This is a genomic window from Rhizobium sp. O111, from assembly GCF_055616315.1.
The window spans coordinates 2,739,219-2,764,388 of sequence record NZ_JBSHXL010000001.1; the positions used below are offsets into that span (position 1 = coordinate 2,739,219).

Annotated in this window: 32 protein-coding genes; 19 read left to right on the forward strand and 13 right to left on the reverse strand. The window is 62.3% G+C overall.

The genetic code is table 11. The features are described 5' to 3' along the window. Positions 1–7: 7 nt before the first annotated feature. The 5 genes from tolR to ybgC form a co-directional block, all read right to left on the reverse strand. Positions 8–466, reverse strand: coding sequence for a protein TolR (gene tolR, locus ACVTFQ_RS13805; protein WP_026283221.1), 459 nt, complete (start codon positions 464–466; stop codon positions 8–10). 24 nt (positions 467–490) lie between these two features. Next, on the reverse strand, positions 491–1,210 hold the full coding sequence (gene tolQ, locus ACVTFQ_RS13810; protein WP_026283222.1) for a protein TolQ: 720 nt from the start codon (positions 1,208–1,210) through the stop codon (positions 491–493). 357 nt (positions 1,211–1,567) lie between these two features. After that, positions 1,568–2,017 (reverse strand): type II toxin-antitoxin system VapC family toxin, encoded by a 450-nt coding sequence (locus tag ACVTFQ_RS13815; RefSeq protein ID WP_111563294.1) that lies wholly within the window; start codon positions 2,015–2,017, stop codon positions 1,568–1,570. Then, positions 2,014–2,277, reverse strand: a complete 264-nt coding sequence (locus ACVTFQ_RS13820) for a type II toxin-antitoxin system Phd/YefM family antitoxin (RefSeq protein ID WP_111563295.1) — start codon at positions 2,275–2,277, stop codon at positions 2,014–2,016. Before ACVTFQ_RS13820 ends, ACVTFQ_RS13815 begins: the two co-directional genes overlap by 4 nt. 69 nt (positions 2,278–2,346) lie before the next feature. After that, positions 2,347–2,805, reverse strand: a complete 459-nt coding sequence (gene ybgC, locus ACVTFQ_RS13825) for a tol-pal system-associated acyl-CoA thioesterase (protein ID WP_047509334.1) — start codon at positions 2,803–2,805, stop codon at positions 2,347–2,349. Positions 2,806–2,924: 119 nt separating this feature from the next. Here ybgC and ACVTFQ_RS13830 point away from each other — a divergent pair, with 119 nt between their 5' ends. From ACVTFQ_RS13830 to ACVTFQ_RS13855, 6 genes are all read left to right on the forward strand, one after another. Beyond that, complete coding sequence (locus ACVTFQ_RS13830) at positions 2,925–4,145, forward strand: NAD-dependent epimerase/dehydratase family protein (RefSeq protein ID WP_018899627.1); 1,221 nt, start codon at positions 2,925–2,927, stop codon at positions 4,143–4,145. A 275-nt stretch (positions 4,146–4,420) separates the two neighbouring features. Next, on the forward strand, positions 4,421–5,239 hold the full coding sequence (locus ACVTFQ_RS13835; RefSeq protein WP_111563296.1) for a glycosyltransferase: 819 nt from the start codon (positions 4,421–4,423) through the stop codon (positions 5,237–5,239). Next, a complete protein-coding gene (locus tag ACVTFQ_RS13840; RefSeq protein ID WP_047509342.1) occupies positions 5,236–6,126 on the forward strand; it encodes an NAD-dependent epimerase/dehydratase family protein in 891 nt (296 codons plus the stop codon). Before ACVTFQ_RS13835 ends, ACVTFQ_RS13840 begins: the two co-directional genes overlap by 4 nt. Before the next feature lie 79 nt (positions 6,127–6,205). After that, a complete protein-coding gene (locus ACVTFQ_RS13845; protein ID WP_111563297.1) occupies positions 6,206–6,793 on the forward strand; it encodes a 5-formyltetrahydrofolate cyclo-ligase in 588 nt (195 codons plus the stop codon). A 2-nt stretch (positions 6,794–6,795) separates the two neighbouring features. After that, positions 6,796–7,620 (forward strand): TIGR00282 family metallophosphoesterase, encoded by an 825-nt coding sequence (locus ACVTFQ_RS13850; RefSeq protein WP_026283224.1) that lies wholly within the window; start codon positions 6,796–6,798, stop codon positions 7,618–7,620. 113 nt (positions 7,621–7,733) lie between these two features. Next, positions 7,734–8,579 (forward strand): MBL fold metallo-hydrolase, encoded by an 846-nt coding sequence (locus ACVTFQ_RS13855; RefSeq protein ID WP_111563298.1) that lies wholly within the window; start codon positions 7,734–7,736, stop codon positions 8,577–8,579. Between the two features lie 18 nt (positions 8,580–8,597). Here ACVTFQ_RS13855 and ACVTFQ_RS13860 read toward each other — a convergent pair whose 3' ends face one another. The 3 genes from ACVTFQ_RS13860 to ACVTFQ_RS13870 all read right to left on the reverse strand — a co-directional run bounded on the left by ACVTFQ_RS13860 (position 8,598) and on the right by ACVTFQ_RS13870 (position 9,831). Beyond that, positions 8,598–8,933 (reverse strand): type II toxin-antitoxin system RelE/ParE family toxin, encoded by a 336-nt coding sequence (locus ACVTFQ_RS13860; protein ID WP_111563299.1) that lies wholly within the window; start codon positions 8,931–8,933, stop codon positions 8,598–8,600. After that, positions 8,930–9,190: a CopG family ribbon-helix-helix protein gene (locus ACVTFQ_RS13865; RefSeq protein WP_047509350.1), complete on the reverse strand. Its 261-nt coding sequence runs from the start codon at positions 9,188–9,190 to the stop codon at positions 8,930–8,932. The genes ACVTFQ_RS13860 and ACVTFQ_RS13865 overlap by 4 nt, the downstream gene beginning before the upstream one ends. Positions 9,191–9,327: 137 nt before the next feature. Then, positions 9,328–9,831: a pyridoxamine 5'-phosphate oxidase family protein gene (locus ACVTFQ_RS13870; RefSeq protein WP_018899635.1), complete on the reverse strand. Its 504-nt coding sequence runs from the start codon at positions 9,829–9,831 to the stop codon at positions 9,328–9,330. Between the two features lie 115 nt (positions 9,832–9,946). Here ACVTFQ_RS13870 and ACVTFQ_RS13875 point away from each other — a divergent pair, with 115 nt between their 5' ends. The 4 genes from ACVTFQ_RS13875 to ACVTFQ_RS13890 all read left to right on the forward strand — a co-directional run bounded on the left by ACVTFQ_RS13875 (position 9,947) and on the right by ACVTFQ_RS13890 (position 12,653). Continuing rightward, on the forward strand, positions 9,947–10,390 hold the full coding sequence (locus ACVTFQ_RS13875) for a DUF6636 domain-containing protein (protein ID WP_111563300.1): 444 nt from the start codon (positions 9,947–9,949) through the stop codon (positions 10,388–10,390). A 112-nt stretch (positions 10,391–10,502) separates the two neighbouring features. After that, positions 10,503–11,249: a YebC/PmpR family DNA-binding transcriptional regulator gene (locus ACVTFQ_RS13880; RefSeq protein WP_111563301.1), complete on the forward strand. Its 747-nt coding sequence runs from the start codon at positions 10,503–10,505 to the stop codon at positions 11,247–11,249. Between the two features lie 234 nt (positions 11,250–11,483). After that, a complete protein-coding gene (locus tag ACVTFQ_RS13885) occupies positions 11,484–11,990 on the forward strand; it encodes an invasion associated locus B family protein (protein ID WP_018899638.1) in 507 nt (168 codons plus the stop codon). Positions 11,991–12,035: 45 nt separating this feature from the next. Beyond that, a complete protein-coding gene (locus ACVTFQ_RS13890) occupies positions 12,036–12,653 on the forward strand; it encodes an SH3 domain-containing protein (RefSeq protein WP_111563302.1) in 618 nt (205 codons plus the stop codon). Between the two features lie 82 nt (positions 12,654–12,735). Here the strand turns inward: ACVTFQ_RS13890 and ACVTFQ_RS13895 are convergent, their stop codons facing one another. After that, complete coding sequence (locus ACVTFQ_RS13895; protein WP_111563303.1) at positions 12,736–13,731, reverse strand: LLM class flavin-dependent oxidoreductase; 996 nt, start codon at positions 13,729–13,731, stop codon at positions 12,736–12,738. Positions 13,732–13,992: 261 nt separating this feature from the next. On the opposite strand from ACVTFQ_RS13895, the gene ACVTFQ_RS13900 reads away from it, so the two are divergent. Beyond that, on the forward strand, positions 13,993–15,192 hold the full coding sequence (locus ACVTFQ_RS13900) for an MFS transporter (RefSeq protein ID WP_111563304.1): 1,200 nt from the start codon (positions 13,993–13,995) through the stop codon (positions 15,190–15,192). A gap of 60 nt (positions 15,193–15,252) precedes the next feature. Here ACVTFQ_RS13900 and ACVTFQ_RS13905 read toward each other — a convergent pair whose 3' ends face one another. From ACVTFQ_RS13905 to ACVTFQ_RS13915, 3 genes are all read right to left on the reverse strand, one after another. After that, on the reverse strand, positions 15,253–16,131 hold the full coding sequence (locus ACVTFQ_RS13905) for an aldo/keto reductase family oxidoreductase (protein ID WP_111563305.1): 879 nt from the start codon (positions 16,129–16,131) through the stop codon (positions 15,253–15,255). 111 nt (positions 16,132–16,242) lie between these two features. Then, on the reverse strand, positions 16,243–17,445 hold the full coding sequence (locus ACVTFQ_RS13910) for a TCR/Tet family MFS transporter (RefSeq protein ID WP_111563443.1): 1,203 nt from the start codon (positions 17,443–17,445) through the stop codon (positions 16,243–16,245). A gap of 399 nt (positions 17,446–17,844) precedes the next feature. Then, positions 17,845–20,157: a methyl-accepting chemotaxis protein gene (locus tag ACVTFQ_RS13915; RefSeq protein ID WP_112435320.1), complete on the reverse strand. Its 2,313-nt coding sequence runs from the start codon at positions 20,155–20,157 to the stop codon at positions 17,845–17,847. A 242-nt stretch (positions 20,158–20,399) separates the two neighbouring features. Here ACVTFQ_RS13915 and ruvC point away from each other — a divergent pair, with 242 nt between their 5' ends. From ruvC to ACVTFQ_RS13955, 8 genes are all read left to right on the forward strand, one after another. Then, on the forward strand, positions 20,400–20,912 hold the full coding sequence (ruvC, locus tag ACVTFQ_RS13920) for a crossover junction endodeoxyribonuclease RuvC (RefSeq protein WP_111563306.1): 513 nt from the start codon (positions 20,400–20,402) through the stop codon (positions 20,910–20,912). A 54-nt stretch (positions 20,913–20,966) separates the two neighbouring features. After that, on the forward strand, positions 20,967–21,230 hold the full coding sequence (locus ACVTFQ_RS13925) for an AbrB/MazE/SpoVT family DNA-binding domain-containing protein (protein WP_111563307.1): 264 nt from the start codon (positions 20,967–20,969) through the stop codon (positions 21,228–21,230). Next, on the forward strand, positions 21,211–21,630 hold the full coding sequence (locus ACVTFQ_RS13930) for a type II toxin-antitoxin system VapC family toxin (RefSeq protein WP_111563308.1): 420 nt from the start codon (positions 21,211–21,213) through the stop codon (positions 21,628–21,630). Before ACVTFQ_RS13925 ends, ACVTFQ_RS13930 begins: the two co-directional genes overlap by 20 nt. A gap of 25 nt (positions 21,631–21,655) precedes the next feature. Beyond that, positions 21,656–22,273 carry a Holliday junction branch migration protein RuvA gene (gene ruvA / locus ACVTFQ_RS13935; RefSeq protein ID WP_111563309.1) on the forward strand — a complete coding sequence of 206 codons (618 nt, stop codon included), beginning with the start codon at positions 21,656–21,658 and terminating at the stop codon, positions 22,271–22,273. Between the two features lie 67 nt (positions 22,274–22,340). Then, complete coding sequence (locus ACVTFQ_RS13940; RefSeq protein WP_111563310.1) at positions 22,341–22,619, forward strand: AbrB/MazE/SpoVT family DNA-binding domain-containing protein; 279 nt, start codon at positions 22,341–22,343, stop codon at positions 22,617–22,619. Beyond that, positions 22,616–23,023, forward strand: a complete 408-nt coding sequence (locus tag ACVTFQ_RS13945) for a PIN domain-containing protein (RefSeq protein ID WP_111563311.1) — start codon at positions 22,616–22,618, stop codon at positions 23,021–23,023. The genes ACVTFQ_RS13940 and ACVTFQ_RS13945 overlap by 4 nt, the downstream gene beginning before the upstream one ends. After that, positions 23,020–24,060 carry a Holliday junction branch migration DNA helicase RuvB gene (gene ruvB / locus ACVTFQ_RS13950; protein ID WP_111563312.1) on the forward strand — a complete coding sequence of 347 codons (1,041 nt, stop codon included), beginning with the start codon at positions 23,020–23,022 and terminating at the stop codon, positions 24,058–24,060. Before ACVTFQ_RS13945 ends, ruvB begins: the two co-directional genes overlap by 4 nt. 47 nt (positions 24,061–24,107) lie before the next feature. Beyond that, positions 24,108–24,326 carry a hypervirulence associated TUDOR domain-containing protein gene (locus ACVTFQ_RS13955; RefSeq protein WP_111563313.1) on the forward strand — a complete coding sequence of 73 codons (219 nt, stop codon included), beginning with the start codon at positions 24,108–24,110 and terminating at the stop codon, positions 24,324–24,326. A 71-nt stretch (positions 24,327–24,397) separates the two neighbouring features. On the opposite strand, the gene ACVTFQ_RS13960 is transcribed toward ACVTFQ_RS13955, so the two are convergent. Next, positions 24,398–25,126 (reverse strand): hypothetical protein, encoded by a 729-nt coding sequence (locus ACVTFQ_RS13960; protein WP_112991025.1) that lies wholly within the window; start codon positions 25,124–25,126, stop codon positions 24,398–24,400. Positions 25,127–25,170 lie beyond the last annotated feature (44 nt).

Here is a 25,170-nt window from a genome sequence, read left to right on the forward strand (position 1 = left end):
AGCTCTACTACGGGCCCTTCTTCTCTTGGGTGACGAGACCGATGTTCTTGAAGCCCGCACCCTGGATGCGTGCCATGACATCGGCGATCACGCCGTAAGGCGCGGCCGAGTCGCCACGAACGAAGATGCGCTCATTGTAGCCGGTGGTGGCGATCGCCTCGAGCTTGGCGGCGATTTCCTCGACCGGGATCGGCGTTTCCTGCAGGAACGCGGTACCGTCGTTCTTGACGGAGATCGTGATCGGCTGCGTTTCGGAATTCAGCGCCTTGGCCTGCGTTTCCGGCAGGTCGATCGGCACTCCGACCGTCATCATCGGAGCGGCGACCATGAAGATGATCAAAAGCACGAGCATGACGTCGACCAGCGGCGTCACGTTGATTTCGGAAATGGCGCCACCTCTGTGGCCACCACGACGACGCCGACGGTTTCCACCGCCTCCGCCACCGCTTGGAGCACCCATACCCATGTCGTTCTCTCCGTTTCCGTCGGATTACTGCGCGGCCTGACGCGGCTGCAGCTTCTCGTCGATTTGGCGCGAAAGAATGGCGGAGAATTCATCCGCGAAGCCTTCCATGCGTGCCGAGAGCTTGCCCGCATCGGCGGAGAACTTGTTGTAGGCGATAACCGCCGGGATAGCGGCGACAAGACCGATCGCGGTTGCGAGCAGCGCTTCGGCGATACCCGGCGCAACGACGGCGAGGTTGGTCGACTTCGAACCGGCGATCGCCTGGAACGAGGTCATGATACCGACGACGGTACCGAACAGACCGATGAACGGGCCGGCAGAACCGATGGTCGCCAGCGAGCCGAGACGGGCCGAGAGCCCTTCGGATTCGCGAGCAAGCGTCACGTCCATGGCGCGGTCGATACGCATCTGCAGGCCGATCGGCGAACGTGCGCCGCGCTCGAACGACTTCTTCCACTCGCGCATGGCGGCAACGAAGATCGAGGCGAGGCCCGTGTTGTTACGCTCCGACAGCGAGCGGTAGAGTTCTTCCAGCGACTGGCCCGACCAGAATACCTGCTCGAACTTGTCGAACTGCCGGCGCGCGCGGCCGAAGGCCAGATACTTGTCGATGACGATCGCCCAGGTCCAGACGGACGCTGCGATAAGACCGAGCATAACGAGCTTGACGACGAGGCCAGCCTGCATGAAGAGCGACCAGAGACTGACGTCCGTGTGAGCCGCTGCCAATCCTACTTGTTCCATTGATCCAAAATCCCCGAATCCAAACGCCCGGCACTTGACCGGGCGGCACAAAGTGATCTCGCAAGATATGTCTGGCTGCCGCCGCCCAAAGCCCTGGTCAAGCTTCCAAGCTCTTATCCGCCTTCCTTGCCGTCAAATTTGGTCAAAGGAAGGCGTGCACCGCACAAACTCTGACAATCCGAGTAAGACACTATTATCGTTAATAGTTCGTTAGCGCCGGATCATAATGGCTGACTATTGGCGTTAGGATGATCCCTTGGAATACTTGGCCAGATCTCCGATCGATGACCAAAACCGCACAAACCTTGCGCGCGGCAATTCCTTCACATGAAAGTCATGTTTTTGCAAGCAGCGTTTTCAGGAAGCAGCCATGTCGTCAGGGCTGAGCAAAATCACGCCCAACGGCGTGAAATGACGGACATTCGCCGTGACCACAGTCAGATTACGAACCGAAGCGGTTGCCGCGATCAGTACGTCAGCCAAGCCCGGCCTGTGCCCGCTTGCCTCTACCTGTTCCTCGATCGTACCAGCCGCCATCGCGATATCCGCGTCGACAGGCAGAACGTGATCGCCGAACTGACCGATCAATCCGGAAAGCCATTCCGCGAGCTTGGCAGCCCTCGCATCAGCACCCTTGCGTTCGAGCTTTTTAATCCCGCGCTGGATTTCCGCGATGGTGATGGCTGAGAGATAGAGCGAGCCTTCGTCGCCTCGCTCAGACATCCAATCCCGAATATCAGGTGAAATCGCCGGCCGATCCGGCGCAAACAGCGAGATGACGTTGGTGTCGAGCAGGTAACCGGTCACAGCTCGGCGTCACGCATGCCGGACATGTTCCGATCCAGATCGAGGTCATCGTCGAGACCGCCGGGAAATGACATCAGATATTCGCCGAGATTGAGCTTCGTCTTGGCAAGCGCCTTCTTCGCCTCCTCCGCCGCCTCAAGCGAAACGATAGCGGCGACCGGCTTTCCGTGACGAGTAATCGTGACGAACTCGCCGCTCATCGCTTCATCGACGAGACTGGAGAATGTTGCCTTTGCATCGCGAAGTGTAACTGTCGTCATCGGGACCTCAGCGTGACCACAGGTGACTACATAGCAGTTCGCTCGCGAAGTTTCAACGAACCGCCGAGGTCAGACCTCGATCATCATCTGCTTCGCCAACCCCTCAGGCAGTCGCCGGGGGCGGCCGCTGGCGTTGATGACGGCGATGATGACCTTGGCGGCGATCAGGAGCGTGTCGTCGCGGCGGATCTCCTGGGCGAGCACCATCTTGGCGCCGCCGGCCTTTTCGGTGCGCGTCGTCACCGTCAGGATGTCGTCCATGCGCGCCGGCGACTTGAAGTCGATCTCCATGCGATGGACGACGAAGACCAGCCCTTCTTCGTCCGCGGTAATCAGCTCGCGCTGCTCGACGCCGAGGCAGCGCAGATAGTCGGTGCGGCCGCGCTCGAGGAAGTGCAGATAGCGGGCATGGTAGACCAAGCCGGAGAAATCGGTGTCCTCGTAATAGACCCGCTGCAGCAGGCGATGGCCCGCTTCCGTCAGTTCACCAGAGATCGAATGAGAGATCGAATGCACACCGTCCGCCATAATTTTCTCCAAAGTCGCGCGCCCTCTTTGGCTGAAGACATTCCGCCTTGCAAGCATTGAACAATTGTCACGCTTTCTAAGTAATCCTCGATAGCGAAAGCCAACAAGGAGACGACACCATGAAGATTGCGGTGATGGGCGGAGATGGATTTATCGGCTGGCCAACATCATTGCATCTGTCGGACGCCGGCCACGATATTCACATTCTCGACAACCTCTCGCGACGCTGGATCGACACAGAACTCGGCGTCCAGTCGCTGACGCCGATGGACTCGATCCAGGAGCGCACCCGCATCTGGCACGCCGAGACCGGCCGCCGCATCCATTTCAACCTGATCGATCTCGCGAGGGATTACGAACTCCTGAAGAAATGGCTCGCCGAAAACCGGCCCGACGCCATCATCCACTTCGCCGAGCAGCGCGCCGCGCCCTATTCGATGAAGAGCGATCGCCACAAGAACTACACGGTCAACAACAACATCAACGCCACGCACAATCTCTTGAACGCGCTGGTCGAGCTGCAGCTCGACGCGCATCTGATCCATCTGGGCACCATGGGCGTCTACGGCTATTCGACGGTCGGCGCCGCCATCCCCGAAGGGTATCTCCCCGTAGGCATCGAAACGACGAGCGGCGAGACGGTGAGCCAGGAAATCCTCTACCCCGCCAACCCCGGCTCGATCTACCACATGACCAAGTGCCTGGATCAGACGCTCTTTCACTTCTACGCCAAGAATGACGGCCTCAGGATCACCGATCTGCACCAGGGCATCGTCTGGGGCACCCACACGGAACAGACCCGCCGCCACGAGCAGCTGGTCAACCGCTTCGACTATGACGGCGACTACGGCACCGTTCTGAACCGCTTCCTGATCCAGGCCGCGATCGGCTATCCGCTCACCGTCCACGGCACCGGCGGCCAGACCCGCGCCTTCATCCACATCCAGGATTCCGTGCGCTGCATCGAGCTGGCCTTGAAGAACCCGCCGACCCGCGGCGCCCGCGTCGAGATCTTCAACCAGATGACCGAAACCCACCGCGTCCGCGACCTCGCCGAGATGATTGCCAAGCTGACCGGCGCCGAGATCGCCTGGCTGCCCAATCCGCGCAAGGAAGCGCCGGAAAACGAGCTGATCGTGAAGAACGACAAGTTCCGCAACCTCGGCCTCGATCCGATCACGTTGAAGACGGGTCTGATGGGCGAGATCGTCGACGTCGCGAAGAAATTCGCCTATCGCGTGGATCGCAGCCGCGTACCGGCGGTGTCGGCATGGACCAGGGATATCGCGCCGACGATCAACCACGATCCCGAGGGGAAACGATTGAAGTCGGTGTCGTGAGAAGTGGCGATACACGGGAAGCCTAGAGCACTGAGCCCCCTCATCCGCCTACCGGCACCTTCTCCCCGTTGGGGAGAAGAGACTCATTGCAGCCACTTGGCACAAATCACCCGTTCAGTTCCTGCGATAGGCGGCGATGCTCGCCACCTGCCTCTTCGCCCCACCGGGGAGAAGTGCCGGAGCGCCAGCGAGGCGATGAGGGGGGCGAGGCTCGCCGAGCGGCCTGAGCGACAAGCGAAGGTCAACATTACAGCGCACCCCGAGACCTACCAGCAATGACCTCCCCCAACGCCTACGTCACCCTGGTCACCAACGCCGACTACGCCATGGGCGCCACGGCGCTCGCCCGCTCGCTGCGCATGACCCACACCACCGCCGATATCGTCGTCCTCCACACAGGCGGCGTCACCGAAGCTGACCTCGACCCCTTGCGCACCCTCGGCTGCCGCCTCCTCTCAGTCGAGCATCTACCGCTATCGGACGCCTTCAACGAGCGCCACGCGCGCGGAAAACTCCACGCCGCCGCCCCCTTCACCAAGGGCCGCAAGCCGCTGTTCCATTCGCCGCTCGACAATTTCTGCAAGCTCCGCCTCTGGGAAATGACCGAATACACAAGCTGCGTCTTCATCGACGCCGATGCCATCGTGCTGCGCAATATCGACCGGCTCTTCGCCTACCCCGAATTCTCAGCCGCCCCGAATGTCTACGAATCGCTCGCCGATTTTCACCGCATGAACTCCGGCGTCTTCGTCGCAAAGCCTTCGAAGGAAACATTCAGCGCCATGCTGGAGCGGCTCGACCAGCCGGAAATCCTGTGGAAACGCACCGACCAGACCTTCCTGCAGGCGTTTTTCCCGGAATGGCATGGTCTACCTGTTTATTTCAACATGCTACAATATGTCTGGTTTACCATGCCTGCGCTTTGGGACTGGAACAGTATTTCCGTCCTGCACTACCAGTATGAAAAGCCATGGGAAACAGATCATCCAAAGGCCGAGAGCCTGCGGCCGCTGATCGATCTTTGGCGGGCATTCTACACGGGCAAGGACGTGCCGGACATATCGGCCATGGCCAATCCGAAAGGGGCAGCATGAAGGTACTGGTATCGGGTGGAACAGGACTTGTCGGTCGCTATATCGTCGAGGAACTGCTTGCAGCCGGATATTCGGTCATCATCGGTGGCCGCCATGCCCCGCTGCCGCGCGCCTTCTCCCGCCCCGTCGATTTCGCGCCGCTGTCGCTCGATCCCGAGAAGGACCACATCGAAGCCTTCGACGACGCCTATTTCTTCGTGCATGCCGCCTTCCACCACGCGCCCGGCAAATATCGCGGCGGCGAAGGCGACGATCCCGAGACCTTCAAGCGCTTCAATCTCGACGGCACCGTGCGCCTGTTCGAGGCGGCCAAGCGCGCCGGCACGCGCCGCTGCATCTTCATCTCCAGCCGCGCGGCCTATGGCGAGCATCCGCCGGGAACCACGCTGACGGAAGCCACGCAGGAAAAGCCGGAAACGCTCTACGGCCAGACCAAGCTCGACGCCGAACGCAGCCTGGCGCATCTGGCCGCGCCCGGCTTCGCCACCGCCAGCCTGCGCCTCACCGGCGTCTACGGCAATCTGCGCCCCAACAAATGGGACAAGCTGTTCGGCGATTACCTGAGCGGCCGGCCGATCCCCGCGCGGGCCGGAACCGAAGTGCACGGCCAGGATGTCGGCAAGGCCGTGCGCGTCATGCTCGAGGCCGATGCCGGTCGCATCTCGGGCGAGACCTTCAACGTCTCCGATCTCGCACTCGACACCTGGGATATCCTCGAGCCGATCCGCTGGGAACATGATTGCGCCAACCGCCTGCCTGTCGCCGCAGACAAATCGCTGCTGACACCGATGGACACGACAAAGCTGCAGGCGCTGGGCTGGCAGCCGGGCGGACTGCCGCTCTTCGAGGAAACCATTCACGCGCTCGCGACACAGCCGGCGGCCTGACACCCGGACGTCGCATTCGCGCGTTGCTTTTGCATACGCGCGTTTTATTGTCGCCGCCGAACGAGCAAGGCGGACACCAATGAACGCAAAAGACATCAAGGCCGGCATGCGCGCCGAAAGGCTGGCGCTGAGAGATGCCATTCCCGTGGAGACCAGGGCCGCGATGAGCCTTGCCATGGCCGAACACGCCGGCGAGGCGATTGCGTTTGATCCCGGCACCATCATCTCCGGCTTCCTGCCGATCCGCTCGGAAGCAGACCTTCGGCCGCTGATGGCGCGGTTTCGCGCACGCGGCGCCAGGCTCTGCGTCCCCGCCATTCTCGACCGCCAGACCATTGTCTTTCGCGAACTCGTCGATGGCGCACCGCTGGTCTCCACCGGCTTCGGCACATCCGGCCCCGGCCCAGACGCGCCGGTTCTCGACCCCGAGATCCTGCTGGTACCGCTGTCCGCCTTCGACCAGCGCGGCCACCGGATCGGCTACGGCGCCGGTCATTATGACCGCGCGATCGACCGTTTGAGGCAAAAAGGCATGCATCCGAAACTCATCGGCATTGCATTCGACTGCCAGGAAGTGGCACATGTGCCCGACGAGCCGCACGATGTAAGCCTGGATGCCATCCTGACAGAAAGCGGCCTGCGCTTTTTTGCCTCTTGGATTGGATAGCAATGCGACTGCTTTTTTTGGGTGACATGGTCGGCAAGACGGGACGCACGGCGGTGTGGGATCGCCTCCCCGGCCTGATATCGGACCTGAAGCTCGACTTCGTCGTCGTCAACGGCGAAAACGCCGCCGGCGGCTTCGGCATCACCGAGGACATCTTTCTCGAGACCATCAATGCCGGCGCCGACGTGGTGACGACGGGCAACCACGTCTGGGACCAGAAGGAAGCGGTCGCTTTCGCGGGTCGAAACGACCAGTTCCTGCGCCCGGCCAACTATCCGCAGGGCACGCCCGGTCGCGGCTCCGGCCTGTTCTACGCCCGCAACGGCGCCCGCGTGCTGGTTGCCAATGTCATGGGCCGCGTCTTCATGCATCCCGAGCTCGACGACCCCTTCAAGGCGGCGGAGACCATTCTCGATGCCTGCCCGCTGAAGGAACAGGCCGATGCGATCATCTTCGATTTCCATGCGGAAGCCACCAGCGAGAAGCAGTGCTTCGGCCACTTCGTCGATGGCCGTGCCTCCTTCGTCGTCGGCACCCACACCCATGTGCCCACCGCCGACCACCAGATCCTGAACGGCGGCACCGCCTATCTCTCCGATGCCGGCATGTGCGGCGACTATGACAGTTCGCTCGGCATGGACAAGGAAGAGCCGCTCAACCGCTTCATCTCGAAGATGCCGAAAGGCCGCATGGAGGCAGCCACCGGCCCCGCCACCATCTGCGGCGTCGGCGTCGAAATCTCGGATGCGACGGGTCTTGCGGAAAAGATCGCGCCGCTACGCCTCGGCCCGAGACTGTCGGAAACCATCCCCGAATTCTGGCGCTAAACCGGGCACCATGTCCCAGTGACGGAAAAGTGAGCAGCGGTTGCCGGATTTGATCTGGACCGCTGCCGACCCTTGCCGCATCCTTTTGCCAGTGAAAGCGCTGGGGACGTGGCATGAAGCTGCATTTTCTTGTCTTCGCAATGACCACCCTCTCCGGCCTGCTGCCCGGTTGGCTGGGTTCTGACGCCGCGCAAGCGCAAGAGGCGCGCCGCAACGTCAGCCAATGCCAGGCGATCGCGCAATCCATTCCCAAGGCGACATTCGCGAGCTTCTCCGGCGCCGTCCCGATCGCAGGCGCGGCGGACAATGAGACGGTGACGCTCACCTATATCGGCCACTCGACCTTCCTGATCGAGACGCCCGGCGGCGTCAGCATCGCCACCGATTACAGCGGCTGGTACACGCCGCCGCGCATGCCAATGGTGGCGACGATGAACCGCGCCCACTCCTCGCACTACACGCTGACGCCTGATCCGGCGATCAAATATGTGCTGCACGGCTGGAGCGACGTGCCGGGAGAAAAAGCGAAGATCGACCTCACGGTCGGCGACACCTACATCCGCAACGTCACCACCGATATCAGGGGCGGCTACGGCGGGCCGCAGGCGGATGGAAACTCGATCTTCATCTTCGAGGTTGCGGGCCTCTGCATCGGCCATCTCGGCCACCTGCACTACGAACTGACCGACGCGCATTACACCGAGATCGGTCGGCTCGACATCGTCATGGTTCCCGTCGATGGCGGGCTGACCATGGGCGCCGACAGCATGAGCCGCATCATCAAGCGCCTGCGCTCCTCGCTGGTGCTGCCGATGCACCAGCAACGCCCGCTCGCCAACTTCCTCTCCATGTTCGGCCCCGACTTCGACGTCGTCTACGCCTCGGGCAACAGCATCGACGTCTCGATGCGCACGCTGCCGAAGAAGCCGCAGATTTTTGTGGCGAAGGGGATGCAGTAAGAGGGCGGAGGCACGCTTCTAGAGAGAAGACTTATCGTCCGCTTCCTCAAGATCAAAATCATCTTCGATCTCCACACCCGGCGGTCGCTCTCTGCCATGGCGAATAGCAAGGATGAAGATCTCCTCTGTCCTTATTTCGTAATCGACAAGATAGGCGCCAAGAACAAACCGAAATGCACTCGGGAACGGCAATTCCGGGGTCGTTTTCCCCATGTGCGGAAACAGGCCAAGCTCATGCCGCAGGCGCTTCAGATCATCGGCAAATTGCTGGCCAGCCCGTGTGCTTTTGGACTTCAGGTAGCGTGCTTCGGAAGCGACGTATTCTCTTGCTTTCGGCGAGAGAATGACCTTCACGCAACGGCACCCTTCACAATGGCGTCGACCTCGTCGATCACGTCGTCCAGGTCATGTCCTAGGCCTGCGTCGATATCCTTGCGTGCTTGATCCAGCTCGATGATTTCGCGGCCTTCCGAAGCAAGATAGGATTTCAGAGCGCGCACGAACACCCAGCTTCTGCTTCTGTCGCAGATACCAGCGATCTGCTCGATCTCCGCCAGCACATCGACAGGCAGACGCATGGTAATCGGGTCTGAAAGCTCACGATTGCTCATCGTTTTTACCTCCGTTTGTAATACAGGGTAAGCTATACCAACAGACGCGTCAAACCTCCCCCCCATGCAACCGACGCAACAAAAAAGCCCAGGAGCCAAAGCTCCCGGGCCTCGATCGACCTCGCCGCAAGCCTGCGTCAAGCGAACTGCAGATGCTGTCGCACGCCGACATCCGGCATCTTGTCCTCGTCGAGATTGGCCTTGGCGATTTCCCAGCCGAATTTCAGCTTGCTGCCGGTCGACACCCAGATTTCGGCGTCGTCGACATGCATGGCGAGCATCGTCAGTTTCGGGTCCTTCTTGCCATCTTCGTACCAGGCGGCCACGACCGAGTTCCAGTATTCCTCGATCTTGGAGGCATCCTGGCGAACCTCGATCTTGCCGGCGAGGCAGGCGTGGTAGTCGTGGTCCTTGCCGACCACGCAGAAATGCGCGCGCGTTCCGGGCTTGATCGCCCGCACGATCTCCGCGTCCGACTTGGTGTAGAACCAGATGGTGTTGGTCTTGGGATCGGCGTTCGGCGCCATGGGCTGCATGTGCATGTCGGCGCCATCGACGCCGAGCATGCCGGCATGAATGTCGTTGACCTGATCCCAGAGCTGGCGTGCCGGGTGTTCCCGAGCCTCGTTGAAACTAGCCATAGCGCTTCCTTCCGTTTCGAATGGTCCGTGTTTGAAACGTCATCTCGCGGGCTTTGTTCCCCAAAGTGAAAACAGATGCTACGCTCCTGGTATCGTGGGGATATGGGGGATCGTCATGCGCATAGCGGCATTGGTCACGCTGGGCTTCGCCTCGGCATTGTCTCTGGCATCGGTCTCGCCCGCACGCGCCGCTGACCGCAGCTTCATGCCCGACGAGAACGGCCAGATCGTCTTCGTCACACCATCGAGAAACATCGGCTGCACCTATATCCCAAAGGGCGGCACGGAGATGTACAAGCCCGATGACGGCGGCCCCGAGCTCGGCTGCGACCGCATCGAGCCGAAATACATCCGGCTGATCCTGTCGGCTTCCGGCAAGGCCTTCATCTTCGAGATGGAAGGCGACACCGCCTGCTGCAACGATGTCAACGTGCTCAACTACGGCGATCGCTGGAAGGCGGGACCGTTTACCTGCATGTCCGATGAAAGCGGCCTCACCTGCCGCCGCAAGGACGGACACGGCTTCTTCGCGAGCCGCAACAAATACACCGCCGATTGACGCAGCGCCCCGGCGTCGCGGCCATCCGGCACGCCTGTTTTCCCTTGAACGCGCCCCGTTTCACTCTTATAAGGCGGCCCATTCCCAACAATAAGACGTGAACAGGGGTGCCATGGCTGGCCATTCACAGTTTAAAAACATCATGCATCGCAAGGGCCGTCAGGATGCCGTGCGGTCGAAAATGTTCTCCAAGCTCGCGCGCGAAATCACCGTTGCCGCCAAGGCCGGTCTGCCCGACCCGACGATGAACGCCCGCCTGCGCCTGGCGATCCAGAATGCCAAGGCCCAGTCGATGCCGAAGGACAACATCGACCGCGCCATCAAGAAGGCTGCCGGCGCCGATGGCGAGAACTACGATGAAGTGCGCTACGAAGGCTACGGCCCGGGCGGCACCGCGATCATCGTCGAAGCGCTGACCGACAACCGCAACCGCACCGCCTCCAACGTCCGCTCGATCTTCACCAAGGCTGGCGGCGCCCTGGGCGAAACCGGCTCGGTATCCTTCTCCTTCGACCATGTCGGTGAGATCACCTACAAGCTCTCTGCCGGCGATGCCGACAAGATGATGGAAGCGGCGATCGAAGCCGGTGCCGACGACGTCGAGACCGACGAAGATGGCCACTACATCACCTGCGGTTTCGAAGCCCTCGGCGAAGTCGCCAAGGCGCTCGAAGCCTCGCTCGGCGAAGCGGAAACCGTCAAGGCCGTCTGGCGCGCCCAGAACAACGTGCCTGTCGACGAAGAGCGCGCCCAGTCGCTGCTGAAGCTGATCGACAGCCTCGAGGACGACGACGACGTGCAGAACGTCTATTCGAACTTCGAAGTTTCGGAAGAAGTGCTGGCCAAGCTCTCGGCCTGATCACTTCCGATCTCAATCCCAAAAACCGGCCCCGGAAACGCGGCCGGTTTTTTGTTGTCCACAGGTCTATCCGCGTGAACCCTCACATACTGACCTCTGGCGGTAACACGTCCGTGAACACGGGGTGTTTGTTAAGGCCTCAGTAACCCTGGCCGCTTTGAATGCCGCCCATTCGCTCCAGCCGGTCTGCCTCAAGGCCAGCCTCACTTCATACTCTCGGCGGGAAAACGACCCATGAAAAGACTATCCCTTTCGCTCTCCATCGCACTTGCAGGCACGCTCGCAGGCGCGGTCACGGCTCATGCGCAGCCATCCATGGTCAAGCAGTTCGACGATTGGGGTGTCTATTCCTACGACCGCTCGGGCAAGACGGTGTGCTATATTCTGACAGTGCCGAAGACCATGCAGCCCGCCGCCGTCGATCACGGGCGCAACTATTTCGTGGTCGGCCGCGCGCCGGGCCGTGGCACCAATTACGAGCCGCAGGCGATCATGGGCTATGATCTGAAGCCCGGCTCGCGCGCCAAGGTCGAGATCGGCGGCAAGGAATTCACCATGTTCACCAAGGGCTCGTCCGCCTGGGTGCTGGAAGAGACCAAGGAGCCGGATCTGATCGACTCCATGCGCGGCGGCAGCGACATGACCGTCGACGCCGTCTCGCGCCGCGGCACCGCCACCAGCTACACCTACTCGCTGAACGGCGTCACCGCCGCGCTGAAGCGCATGGCCCAGTGCAACTGAGCCGATCGCAATGTGTAAGACAAAACTGACGAAGCGCATCTCGGCATGAGGTGCGCCCGAAAGGACGGCACCCGCGTGCCGTCCCATGCCCGCCTTGCTCGCGGCTGGAAGCGCACGGCGGCGATCTGCCTTGCCGGCATGGCGCTGGCCTGCACCTCGATCGCCGCCAATCCGCTGCTGTCGCAGCCCGCACCCGTCGCGGCCAAAGCAGACAGCGGCCCCAAAGGCCGCGAGACCGGGCTGAAGGTTCCCCGCTTCGTGTCGCTCCGGTCGCGCGAGGCCCGCATGCGCGTCGGCCCCTCGCTCGATTACGGCATCGCCTGGATCTACCGCGTTCCGGGCCTGCCGCTGGAGATCACCGCCGAATACGGCAACTGGCGCCAAGTGCGCGACAGCGACGGCGTTTCCGGCTGGATGCACCGCGCGCTGCTGTCGAGCAACCGCACCGCCATCGTCGGGCCGTGGCTATTGGCGCACGTTCCCTTGCGCGACGGACCGAGCAGTTCGGCCCGCAAGTTGGCCTCACTGACCCCTCGCGTTCGGGTCGCGATCAGCGATTGCGACGGCAGCTGGTGCAAGGTGGATGTGACCGGCCATGATCTGGACGGCTTCGTAAGGCAATCCGCGCTCTGGGGCGTCTATCCCAATGAGACGATCAAGTAGACGCTCAGACCACCGCCCTCAGGCGGCGGCCTGCATCCCGGTTGCTGCCGTCAGGCAGCAGCCTGCATCCCCCTCGCTGCCGTCAGGCGGCGGCTTGCATCAACGTGTTGAGCCCCGCGAACAGCTCGACGGACTTCAGCCGCGCCTCGATATCGTGGATCGGCATCGAGATGATCAACTCGTCGGCCTGTGTATCGCGCAGGAATTCCGCGAGCTTCGCCTCCGCCGTCTTCGGTGACCCGACCACGGCGTAGCGCAGCGTATGCTCGACCGTCATCTTCTCCATCGGCGACCAGAAGCTCTCCATATCCTGGAGCGGCCTCGGGAACTGGCCGCGCACGTTGCGGCGCAGATTGACGAATTGCTGCTGCGCCGAGGTGAAATGATACGCGGCCTCCTCGTCGGTCTCCGCCACCGATCCCATGACGCCGACCATCGCATAGGGCTTGTCGAGCACGGCCGACGGCTGGAACCGGTCGCGATAGATATCGAGCGCCTCCATCAGCGAATCCGGCGCGAAGTGCGAGGCGAATGCGTAGGGAAGCCCGAGCATGCCGGCGAGCTGCGCGCTGTAGAGGCTGGAGCCGAGCAGCCAGATCGGCACGTTGCTGTTCATCCCGGGCACGGAGAGGATCGCCTGGTTCTCGACCGGCGCGCCGAGCAGCTGCTGCAATTCGACGACATCGTTGGGGAAGCTGCTGGCATCGAGATTGCGGCGCAGCGCCTGCGCCGTGCGCATGTCGGTCCCTGGCGCCCGCCCGAGCCCGAGATCGACGCGCCCCGGAAACAGCGCCTCCAGCGTACCGAACTGCTCGGCAATGACGAGCGGCGAGTGGTTCGGCAGCATAATGCCGCCAGAGCCGATCCTGATCTTTTTCGTGGCCGCGCCAACATGGCCGATGACCACGGCGGTGGCGGCACTGGCGATCCCCGGCATGCCGTGGTGTTCGGCCAGCCAGAAGCGGTTATAGCCGAACGCCTCGGCCCGCTGCGCCATCCGCGCCGAGCTCTCCAGCGACTGCCTGATTGTGCTGCCTTCGGCAACGGGTGAGAGATCGAGAATGGAGAAGGGAACCATGGCGCGGCCTGTCGGTGGTTGGATTGGGACACCCTATGTAGGTGCTCAAACGGAAGCCCCAAAGGGCAGCGCGCGAAAAACACCGGCCGCAACACGGAAAGGTAGCGCGCGCATTGACAGCCCGCCGGCGGTTGTCTAAGCATGCCTCATACCGGCTGACCGGTCGTAAGCGTCTAACGTCAAGCAACGCACTTATCGATCCTCGTCGGTCGGAGTGCGTTTTTTTGTGCCCGTTGGACGAGGAATAGCCAGGAGGTTACCGTGGCTTTCCAGACTTTTCGTGATCCGCAGCAGCGCCGGCTGTATCTGCTAGCAGCGATCCTCTTCATCTCCTATCTCTGCATCGCGATCGCGCTTCCCGTCATCCCCGTTTACGTCACCGGCACACTCAAGCTCGGAAACATGTGGGCCGGTCTCGGCGTCGGCATTGCATTCCTCTCGACCATCGTCAGTCGCGGTTATGCCGGCGGAATGAGCGACCAACGCGGCACCAAGGTTGCCGTGCAGCGCGGACTTGCGCTCTATGTGCTGGGCGCGCTGGTGTCGCTGATCTCGGGCCTGCTGTCGCAGATGCCGGCCGCCGCCTACGTCGTGCTCATTGCCGGACGGCTGCTGCTCGGGCTTGGCGAAAGCCTTGTCGCGGTCGGTATCATCTCATGGGGTATCGGCATCGTCGGGCCGCAGCGCTCCGGCAAGGTGCTCGCCCTCGTCGGCGCCGCCATCTATGGCGCGCTGGCCGTCGGCGGCCCCATCGGCCTGTTGCTGCTCGCCCATCTCGGCTTCGCGGGAACCATGGCGGTCGGCGCGATCCTGCCCTTGCTGGGGCTTATCGCCATCAGCAGGGTTCCAGCAGTTCCTGTGCACACCGCACAGCAGCGCCCTGCGCTTCTGAGCGTGATCGGGCGCATTTGGCTGCATGGCGCGGTCATCTGCCTGCAAGGCATAGGCTTCGCCGCGATCGGCGCATTCTTCACGCTTTACTTCCAGAGCAAAGGTTGGGCGTTCGCCGGCCTCGGGCTGACGGCCTTTGGCGTCGGCTTCGTCATGGTGCGCATTCTCTTCGGCCACCTGCCGGATCGGTTCGGCGGGCTTGCCGTGGCCATGGTGTCGCTTGCCGTCGAGGCGGTCGGCCAGGCGCTGATCTGGAGCGCCGGCGACCCCAGCGTCGCGCTGATCGGCGCCTTCATGACCGGCCTCGGCTGCTCGATGATCTTTCCGGCCATGGGCCGCGAGGTCGTCCACCTCGTTGCGCCGCATCTGCGCGGAACGGCGCTCGGCGGCTTCTCGGCATTCCAGGATGCATCCTACGGGCTGACGGGACCGCTTGCCGGTCTCCTCGCCGATCGGGCGGGATATGACGGCATCTTCCTTGTCGGCGGCATCACCGCCACCTTCGGCCTGCTGATCGCCACCGCCCTGCGCCGCAGAACGGCCCGTGCGGCACTCCCCGAGGGGCAATGACCTGAACGATCCCGCTCATGCCGGCGCCAATGCCGGCATGAGCCTGTTATGGTCGAGGGATCAACCAGCCTTTGCCGATGCGATACCGTCAAGCTTGGCGACGGCATCGGCGGGCAGCACGAGATCGGCAACGGCGAGGTTCTCCCGCAGGTGTCCGCGCGACGAGGTGCCGGGGATGAGCAGGATGTTCGGCGCGCGCTGCAGCAGCCATGCCAGCGCCACCTGCAACGGCGAGGCACCCAACTCGGCCGCGACATCCGACAGCGTCGAGGACTGCAGCGGCGAGAAGCCGCCGAGCGGGAAGAAGGGCACATAGGCCGTCCCCTCGCCCGCAAGCTTTTCGATCAGCGCATCGTCGCCGCGATGGGCGAGATTGTACTGGTTCTGCACGCAGACGATCTCGGTGATCTTGCGCCCGTCGGCGATCTGCTTGGCGGTAACGTTGGAGAGGCCGATATGCTTGACGAGACCCTGGCGCTGCAGATCCGCCAGCACCGTCAGCGGCTCTTCCAGCGAGCCCTCGGCCGGGCCATGCACATCGAACATGGCGCGCAGATTGACGACCTCGATCGCATCGAGACCGAGGTTTTTGAGGTTGTCGTGCACCGCCTGCGTCAGCGCCTCCTTCGAGAAGGCCGGGTTCCACGACGCATCCGCCCCGCGCACCGCCCCGATCTTGGTGACGATCACGAGGTCGTCCTTATAGGGATGCAGCGCTTCCTTGATGATCTGGTTGGTGACGTGCGGGCCGTAGAAATCGCTGGTATCGATATGATCGACCCCACTCTCGACCGCCTGGCGCAGCACCGCCACCGCTTCCGCGCGATCTCTCGGCGGCCCGAAGACGCCCTTGCCGGCGAGCTGCATGGCACCGTAGCCGAGCCGTTTGACGGTGCGGTTGCCGAGTTTGAATGTTCCGGACTTCTCAAGGTTGGACATGATCTTTCTCCGTTTCGATCAAGACGAGAAATAGGTCAGTCTGGTTCCATCGATAAGCCAGGACAATCCGCACGGGCTGTTCGGAATCTCGGAAAGTGCATTGGTATCCGCTCACGGTGAAGACGGAACGGGAACCGCCTCGGGCTTGCCGAACCGCAATCCGCAGACGAGCGGCACGCTGACCGCGTAGACGACGATAACAGATAGCCAGATCGCGCCCGGCCATTGGGCCCTGACGAGAAAGTAGATGCTGGAGAAGCCGAGCGGCGTGACGATCGAGGCAAGGCTCACCGCCGACGACAACACACCCTGAAACCGTCCCTGCTGGCTCTCGTCGACCTGGCGCGTCGCCAGCGATTGCAGCGCCGGAACGCCGATGCCGCCGAGCGCGAAGAGCGGCATGATCGCGAAGATCATCCATCCCTGCGTGGCAAACGCCATGACGACGAGCGACATGCAGGCGCTGGCGACACCGGTCAGGATGGCGCCACGTTCGCCGAGAAGCTTGACGGCAGGCCCCGGAAGGAAGGCCTGGGCCAGCGTCTGGCAGACGCCGAAGGCGCCGAGCGAGAGGCCGACCCACAGACCGTTCCACTGAAAGCTGTCCGCACCCCAAAGCGCCCAGCAGGTGCCGTAAACCTCGCCCGTGGCGCTGAAGACGAAGAAGATGAGGACGATGGGCAGCAGGCTCTTCATGGAAAAGAGCCAATGGAGCGGCCGCAACGGGTTCAGTGCCGCAAGATCGATCTTCTCCCGACTGGGCTTGCGCGATTCCGGCAGCATGAGGAAGGCGAGAAGCAAGTTGCAGCCATTCAACACCGCCGCCGCGATGAAGGGCAGCCGCAGCCAATAGTCGCCCAGCGCGCCGCCGAGCACCGGACCAACGATGAATCCGGCCCCGAACATCGCATTGATGAGGCCGAACCGGCGGGCGCGTTTGTCCTCGGGCGATATGTCGGTGATATAGGCCGATGCGACGGAGACATTGGCGCTGGTGAGCCCGGCAATGGCGCGGCCGAGAAGCAGCATCCACAGGCTGGGTGCGAAGGCGAGGAACAGATAGTTGATGGCCGCACCGGCAAGCGAGATCAAAAGCACCGGGCGCCGGCCGAGCCGGTCGCTCAGCGAGCCGAGCACAGGCGCGAAGATGAACTGCATCGTCGCATAGAGCGCGGTCATGATGCCGATGGTGGAGGCGACGTTTTCGGTGTGGGTGACGTCCTTGAGCAGGGCTGGAAGAATGGGAAAGATAAGCCCGATGCCGACGGCATCGAGGACGATGGCAGTGAAGATGACGAGAAGTGGTCTGGTCACAGATGGTGTGGTCATGGCATGTTCCGATCGAACGCAAGCGCACGAGCGCACGCGGCGCCGATGGCTCACGATAGGGCCTGACGAGGCAGGCGATGATGTTTGGGAACGCTGGCCGATCGATGCCTGAGGCGGCATGGATGGCGTGTGCTTGACCGCATGGACGACAATTCGTCCACCTGTTTTACTCCGCCACTGAGCGGATCAAGGAAAGCGGTCGCTTTTCGCGATGCGCTTATGTACGCCAATCACGGGCTTGCGGCAAGTGGCGTGCTGGCGGCTTCAGCCGGACGGCTGGCTGAACATTCACGACGGGACAGATATCTCCGGAAGCTGGACGCTATAATCGCAGGTCCGGCACCGCCGCTTCAATGTTGAGAAGCGGCGGATTCGATGCATATCCTATCCACGCCGCCTGAGCACATGCACCTCGGCGCTGTGCTGATGCTCACCCTGCGCCAGCGTGAAATTGGCGAGCTGGCGATCCATCTCGACCGCTTCGGTGGCGAGCAGATGGATGGCGGCCGTGCTTTCCTCAACCATCGCCGCGTTCTGCTGTGTCATCTGATCGAGCTCGGCAACCGCCGCGTTGATCTGGCGCAGCGTTTCGGCTTCCTCGCGGGTGGCATCCATGATCTCGCTGATCTGGCCGTTGATCGCCTCCACGTGACCGCCGATGCCTGTCAGCGCCACGCCGGCCCGCTCGACCAGCGACACGCCGGCCTCCACCTCATGGGTGGATTTCTGCAGCAGATGCGAGATCTCCTTGGCGGCGCCCGACGAACGCTGCGCAAGCTCGCGCACTTCCTGTGCCACGACCGCGAAGCCCTTGCCGGCCTCACCGGCGCGCGCCGCCTCGACACCGGCATTCAGCGCCAGCAGATTGGTCTGGAAGGCGATGGAATCGATGACCGAGATGATCGAGTTGATCTGCCGCGACGAGGCCTGGATCGCCTCCATCGCCGCGATCGTGTCGCGCATGATCTGGCCGGAGCCCGATGTCTCGCGCTTGGCGTCGCGGGCGATCCGCTCGGCCTCTTCGGCGCGCGCAAGCTGCGAGCGGACCGACTGGGTGATCGCGTCGATGGCACTCGCCGTCTCGGTGATCGAAGCCGCCTGCCGCTCGGTGCGGCCGGCAAGATCGTCCGAACCGGCGCGCATCTCTTCCGAGCCCGAACGCACCGCCGCCGAATTTCCGCCGATTGCCGTCATCGTATCGCTGAGCGTGGCCAGCGCCTGGTTGAAATTGTGGCGCAATCCCTCGAGCTCGTTGGGGAAACGGCGGTCGATCTGGTAGGCGAGATCGCCGTTCGCCAGATGCAGAAGCCCCTCGTCGATGGCCTCGACCACCTCCTGCAGCGTCTTCGCCTCCGCCTCGCGCTCGGCCATATGCTGCTGGCGGTCGCGGTCGGCGCGTTCGCGCGTTTCGGCGCTGGCCGCTTCCAGCGTGCGGCTGTCGATGAGCGACTGCTTGAAGCGGGCGAGCGCCTTAGCCATTGTGCCGATCTCGTCGTCGCGGTTCTGGCTGCCGATCTCGACCTCGAGATCGCCATCTGCCACCGCGCGGGTCACGCCGGCAAGCTTGGCCAGCGGCGAAAACAGCATCTTGGTGATGATCCCGGTCGCGATGGCCATGACCACGAGCACGCCGCACCCGATCATCGTCAACAGCATCGCGATTTCAAGCGAGCCGGCATTGATCTCGCTGAGACGCATGCTCTCGACCACCAGATAGCGCGCACCCTGATAATCGACGGGCTTCACATAGGCGCGCGCGGCGCCATCGGCGCGGTCGAAATCGTTGACCGACATCGCGGGATTGGCAAACGCATCCTTCAGGAAGGTGAAGGGCGCGGTATCGAGCGTCGCCAGCCGGCCGGCTTCGTTGACCGTGACCGCCGACCCATCCTCGGAAACGATCGCCGCCTGCGCCGTGCTTCCGGCAACGATGCCCTTGGAGAGAATGCTGGCGACGACATCGTCGCGCACCCTGAACAGCATCACGCCCTTCGGCTGGCCGAGCTTGACGACAGGCACGGCATAGAAAATCGCCGATGCACCGTTCGCATCCACCCGCAGGCCGGAAAAGCCGGCGGGCGCGCCATCGTCGGTGGCCTTGGCGGTGTTTTCGATCGCCTTGGCAAAGGCAAGGCCGGCGCCGGTCGATTTCCACGCATCCGATTTCAGGTTTTCGGCGAAATCGTCGTTCTTCTTGTAGGAATAGAGCACGAAACCATCGAGATCGGCGATCAGGAGATCGCTGAAAGGCGTATTCTGCAGATCGCGCGCGACTTCGCCCTGGGTCTTCTCATGGTTGGAATAATAGAACCCGCTCGGCGCATCCGGCTTCACCAGCTTCTCGCGCTCGCCGGCCGGGTTCGGATTGTCGGTGATGAACACCTTCTTGAGCTCGGCGCGCACATCGCCCGAGGTCTTCTCGATCGTCTTCCAGCCGCTCTTCAGGCTGGTGATCGACATCTGCAGCGCCTCAATGCGGGCGATCGAATTGGCCTGGTTTTCCAGCTGCACCAGCTGATCATGCAGCATGTCGCCGCGAAAAATCAGCACGCTCTCCTTGGCCTTCAGCGCCTGCTCGCCGGAAATGCGGCTGCTGGCGAAATAGGCGAGACAGTTGATGGCGGCGATCGACAGCGCCGTCAGCAGAATGAAAGTAGCAATGACCTTGAAGGACAGCGACTGGAATCTCTGAACCATGGAAAACTCGAACCCCTTCCGGAACGGCTGATACCGACGGGGCTGGCGCCCCGCAGGCAGGCCTGAAAACAGAACACGGGGAGCCTTCACTCAAGAAAGCTGGCTCCTCTCATCTCTTGTGGATCATAAGTTACCGAGGGAATTTAAATTCACGTAAATGAGCCCTGACAAAAACACCGGGATGTTTTTGTTTTGTTCACATATCGATGGCAGTTATCGCTGATCTGCAATAGGATTACCGCATGCAAAGCGCGATTCGTATCATCGGCATCGACCCCGGCCTGCGCCGCACCGGCTGGGGCGTCATCGAGACGCTGGGCAATTCGCTGCGCTTCGTCGCCTCCGGCACGGTCACGTCGGACGGCGACATGGACCTCGCCTCTCGCCTCTGCCAGCTGCATGATGGCCTTGCCGACGTCGTCCACAGCCACCAACCGGACGAAGCCGCCGTCGAGCAGACCTTCGTCAACAAGGACGCGGTCGCGACGCTGAAGCTCGGCCAGGCCCGCGGCATCGCCATGCTGGTCCCCGCCCGCGCTGGCCTGCAGGTCTCTGAGTATGCGCCGAACGCGGTGAAGAAAGCCGTCATCGGCGTCGGCCACGCCGAAAAGAAGCAGATCCACATGATGCTGAAGATCCTGATGCCGAAGGCCGAGTTCAAGGGCGACGACGCCGCCGACGCACTCGCCATCGCCATCTGCCACGCCCACAACCGCGGCGGCGCCCGCATGCGCATGGCAGCACTTGCCGGCTAGCTTGTTCTTGACTTGTTCTCATTTCATGATAAGTAATACCTGAGAGGTATTACCATGCGTGTAACCGAAAAAGGCCAGGTGACGATCCCCAAGGAGATCCGCGACCGATTGAACATCGGCCCGGGATCGGAGGTGGATTTTGTCGCGGACGAGAAAGGCGCTCGACTCGTGGTCGTCGCCGAAGGCAAATCCGCATCGGACGAAGAATTCGCAACGTGGCTGAAAAGCGTGTCGGGTACGTTCGACACGCTCGGCATGACCACCGACGAGTATATGGAATGGCTGAGGGGGCCGCGCGATGACCTCGGTCCTCGTTGATACTAATGTTTTCATCGACGTTTTTGGGCCGGAAACGCAATTCAAGGAATGGTCGTCGGAGATGATTTTGAGGCTGCGCCCGCAAGCGCAGTTCGTTCTCACGCCGATTGTCTGGGCCGAATTGGCGAGCATGGCGCCGAGTGAAGACCAACTCATGTTCATGCTGGCGCGTCTTAATCTGGTGCGCGAAGCCGTGCCCTTTCCTGCGGCCTATCAGGCCGGACTGGCCCACATCGCCTACCGCCGCGCCGGCGGCGCACGCGAACGCACCCTGCCCGATTTCCTGATCGGCGCGCATGCGCTCGTTCGCTCCCATCGTCTGCTTACTCGCGATCCCGGGCGCTACCGGGCCTACTTCCCGGCGCTCGACCTCATCACGCCCGAAACCCATCCCATCTGAACTCTTAACCGGCGGACCACCAAACATGATCGGCAAGCTCAAAGGCACCATCGACGAAATCGGCGACGACTATGTGCTCGTCGACGTGCACGGCGTCTGCTACGTGGCCCATTGCTCGGCGCGCACCCTGTCACGCATCGGCTCTGTGGGCGAGGCCTGCATTCTCTTCATCGAGACCTATGTGCGCGAGGACCAATTGAAGCTCTTCGGCTTCATGACCGCGCTCGAGCGCGAATGGTTCAACCTGTTGCAGAGCGTCCAGGGCGTCGGCTCCAAGGTGGCTCTTGCGGTGCTTTCGACGCTGACGCCCGGCGAACTCGCCAACGCCATCGCCCTGCAGGACAAGACATCCATCTCCCGCGCCAACGGCGTCGGCCCCAAGGTCGCGGTCCGCATCGTCACCGAGTTGAAGAACAAGGCCCCCGCCTTCGCCGGCGAGGCATCCGCCAATATCGGCCTGAAACAGGAACTCGGCGAAGGCGTCGCCTCCGGCCCTGTCGCCGACGCCGTATCGGCGCTCACCAACCTCGGCTACAGCAGAGACCAGGCCGCCAACGCGGTTGCCGCCGCGATGAAGACCGCGGGAGACGGCGCTGACAGCGCCAAGCTGATCCGGCTGGGGCTGAAGGAGTTGTCGCGGTAAGCGCAATTGCCAGGGCGATCCCGCCTTACTATCATACAGACGTAAGGCGGAACAACGGAGCGAGATCATGGGCTTCAACATCACGATCACATCAAAGGGGCAGATGACGATCCCCAAGGACCTGCGCGATCAGCTGAACGTCAAGGCAGGCGACAAATGCTATGCCTGGGTCCGAAACGGCGAACTCATCATGGTCCCCCGCAACAAGTCGCTCAGCGAACTTGCAGGCATCCTCGGCAAGCCGCCGGTTGATGCGCCGCTGTCCCAGGAAGGCATCGATGAGGCGATCATGGACGCCGCCGTCGAGCGCTACGAACATGCGATTGGCAAGAGTGAGCGCGAATGACCGCACGCTTCGGCATCGACACGAACGTGCTCTTGCGCGTCGCCATGGCTGATGACGCCAAGCAAGCCGATGCCGTGGCGGCTCTCCTGCGCCGACTGGAGCAGGACGATGTCCTCTTCGTCAATGTCTCCGTCGTTCTCGAAGCCTATTGGGTGTTGAACCGCATGTATCGCTATCCGAAAGAGCGTATTCTCGATTTCATCCAGGCGGTTCTCGAGCGACGGGAATTCGAGGTTGCCGCCTATGAAGCCGTGGGCAATGCCGTCTATCTCTGCCGAACGGCCAATGTCGATTTCGCCGATGTGCTACTCAGTGAAATGAACCGGCTCGACGGCTGCACCAAAACCTTTACCTTCGACCGCAAGGCCGCCCGCAAAATTCCCGGAATGGAACTTCTCGCATGACCGACACCGCCCGCCTCATCACCCCGGAAAAACGCGGCGAGGATTTCGACGCGACGTTGCGGCCGCAGTCGCTGGACGAGTTCACCGGCCAGGCCGAGGCCCGCGCCAATCTGAAAATCTTCATCGAGGCCGCGAAGAACCGTGGCGAGGCGCTCGATCACGTGCTCTTCGTCGGCCCACCCGGTCTCGGCAAGACGACGCTGGCGCAGATCATGGCCAAGGAACTCGGCGTCAACTTCCGCTCGACATCCGGCCCGGTTATCGCCAAGGCCGGTGATCTGGCGGCGCTGCTCACCAATCTCGAAGAGCGCGACGTGCTCTTCATCGACGAAATCCATCGCCTCAGCCCCGCCGTCGAGGAAATTCTCTATCCTGCGATGGAGGACTTCCAGCTCGACCTCATCATCGGCGAAGGTCCGGCCGCGCGCTCGGTGAAGATCGACCTGTCGAAATTCACGCTGGTCGCCGCCACCACCCGCCTCGGCCTTTTGACGACGCCGCTGCGCGACCGCTTCGGCATCCCGGTGCGCCTGTCCTTCTACACAGTCGACGAACTGGAGCTGATCGTGCGCCGCGGCGCGCGGCTGATGAACCTGCCGATGACGGACGAAGGCGCCCGCGAGATCGCGCGCCGCGCCCGTGGCACGCCTCGTATCGCCGGCCGCCTGCTGCGCCGTGTGCGCGATTTCGCCGAGGTCGCGAAAGCCGAAGCCGTCACCCGCGAGATCGCCGACGAGGCGCTGACCCGGCTGCTGGTCGACAATCTCGGCCTCGACCAGCTCGACAAGCGCTATCTGAACATGATCGCCGTGAATTTCGGCGGCGGCCCCGTCGGCATCGAGACGATCGCAGCCGGGCTTTCCGAGCCGCGCGACGCGATCGAGGATATCATCGAACCCTACATGATCCAGCAGGGCTTCATCCAGCGCACCCCGCGCGGCCGTGTACTGACCGCCACCGCCTGGAAGCACCTCGGCATGCAGCCGCCGAAGGATCTCGAAGCCGCCCAGTTCCGCCTGTTCCAGCAGGACGATTGAGGAACCCCACCCCGCCTGGCGCATTGGCATCCCGAAAGGAGATCGTCATGCAGAAGTACCGCATCGGCACTGATGTCGAATGGAAATGGGGCAAGGGAACCGGGACCGGCAAGATCAAGGAGAGCTTCACCGACGAGGTCGAGCGCACGATCGAAGGTGCGGTCATCAAGCGCAAGGCGAGCACCGAGGAGCCGGCCTATCTGATCGAGCAGGAAGACGGCGGCAAGGTGCTGAAGAGCCATTCCGAGCTGAAGAAATCCGGCTGACGGAGACTTTGCCTGTCGTGCCGACGCCTCGCAACGACAATGCGAGGCGACGGCTCGTGAGGCGCAGGTGACTAAGCTTCGATCGGATCGAACCGCAGCCAGGTCATAAGCCGTTGCCGACCTTCCGAGCAAAGCAGCCAGCGCTGCGTGTCGGGCATGCTATAAACCTCGGAGATCTCCGACAGGTCGCGAGCACCCATCTTGATCTCGGTAATGCGGTGTGTGCTTGCAGCGTCGGCGCGCAGCTTGGCCATTTTGCCTGCGCCGTCCTGGACGAGCCAATCATGGATCTCGATGACGATCATCGCCTTGGAAAAAGCCGCGAAAGTATCGGCGTCGACAAGATCGAATTCCGCACCCTCGATGTCGATCAAGACCAGTGACTGGTCGCGGACCTCGGCGGGGATGTCATTGTAGAATTCACGGGTTGCTTCGCCACGAATGATCACCTTGTCGGTCACACCGTTCAGCGCGGCGTTGGCAGCGATGACATCGCGGCCACGTTCCGTCATTTCGTAGCAGTAGGACGTGTCGAACTGCTTGCTCACCAGCACACCGACGCCGTAATAGCCATCGGCGGCGCCGAGATCGATGAATGTCCGATACTTAGGCGGAATCTCGGCCAGCAGGTTCAGGATTTCCTGCTCGTAGAGGCCAAGGATCATGGAGCCTTTATCGAGCCCACCGCCCCACTGCAGATCCGTGCTGAGCGACAGACCCTTGAACGGCCCGCGCGCAACCTTGTTTTTATGAAACTCGCCCACGGAGTTCGACAGCTGGAGCCGCAATCTCTGTACCATAGTCAGCAAGATTTCCGGGTGTTGCTCGACTATGAAATTCGTCA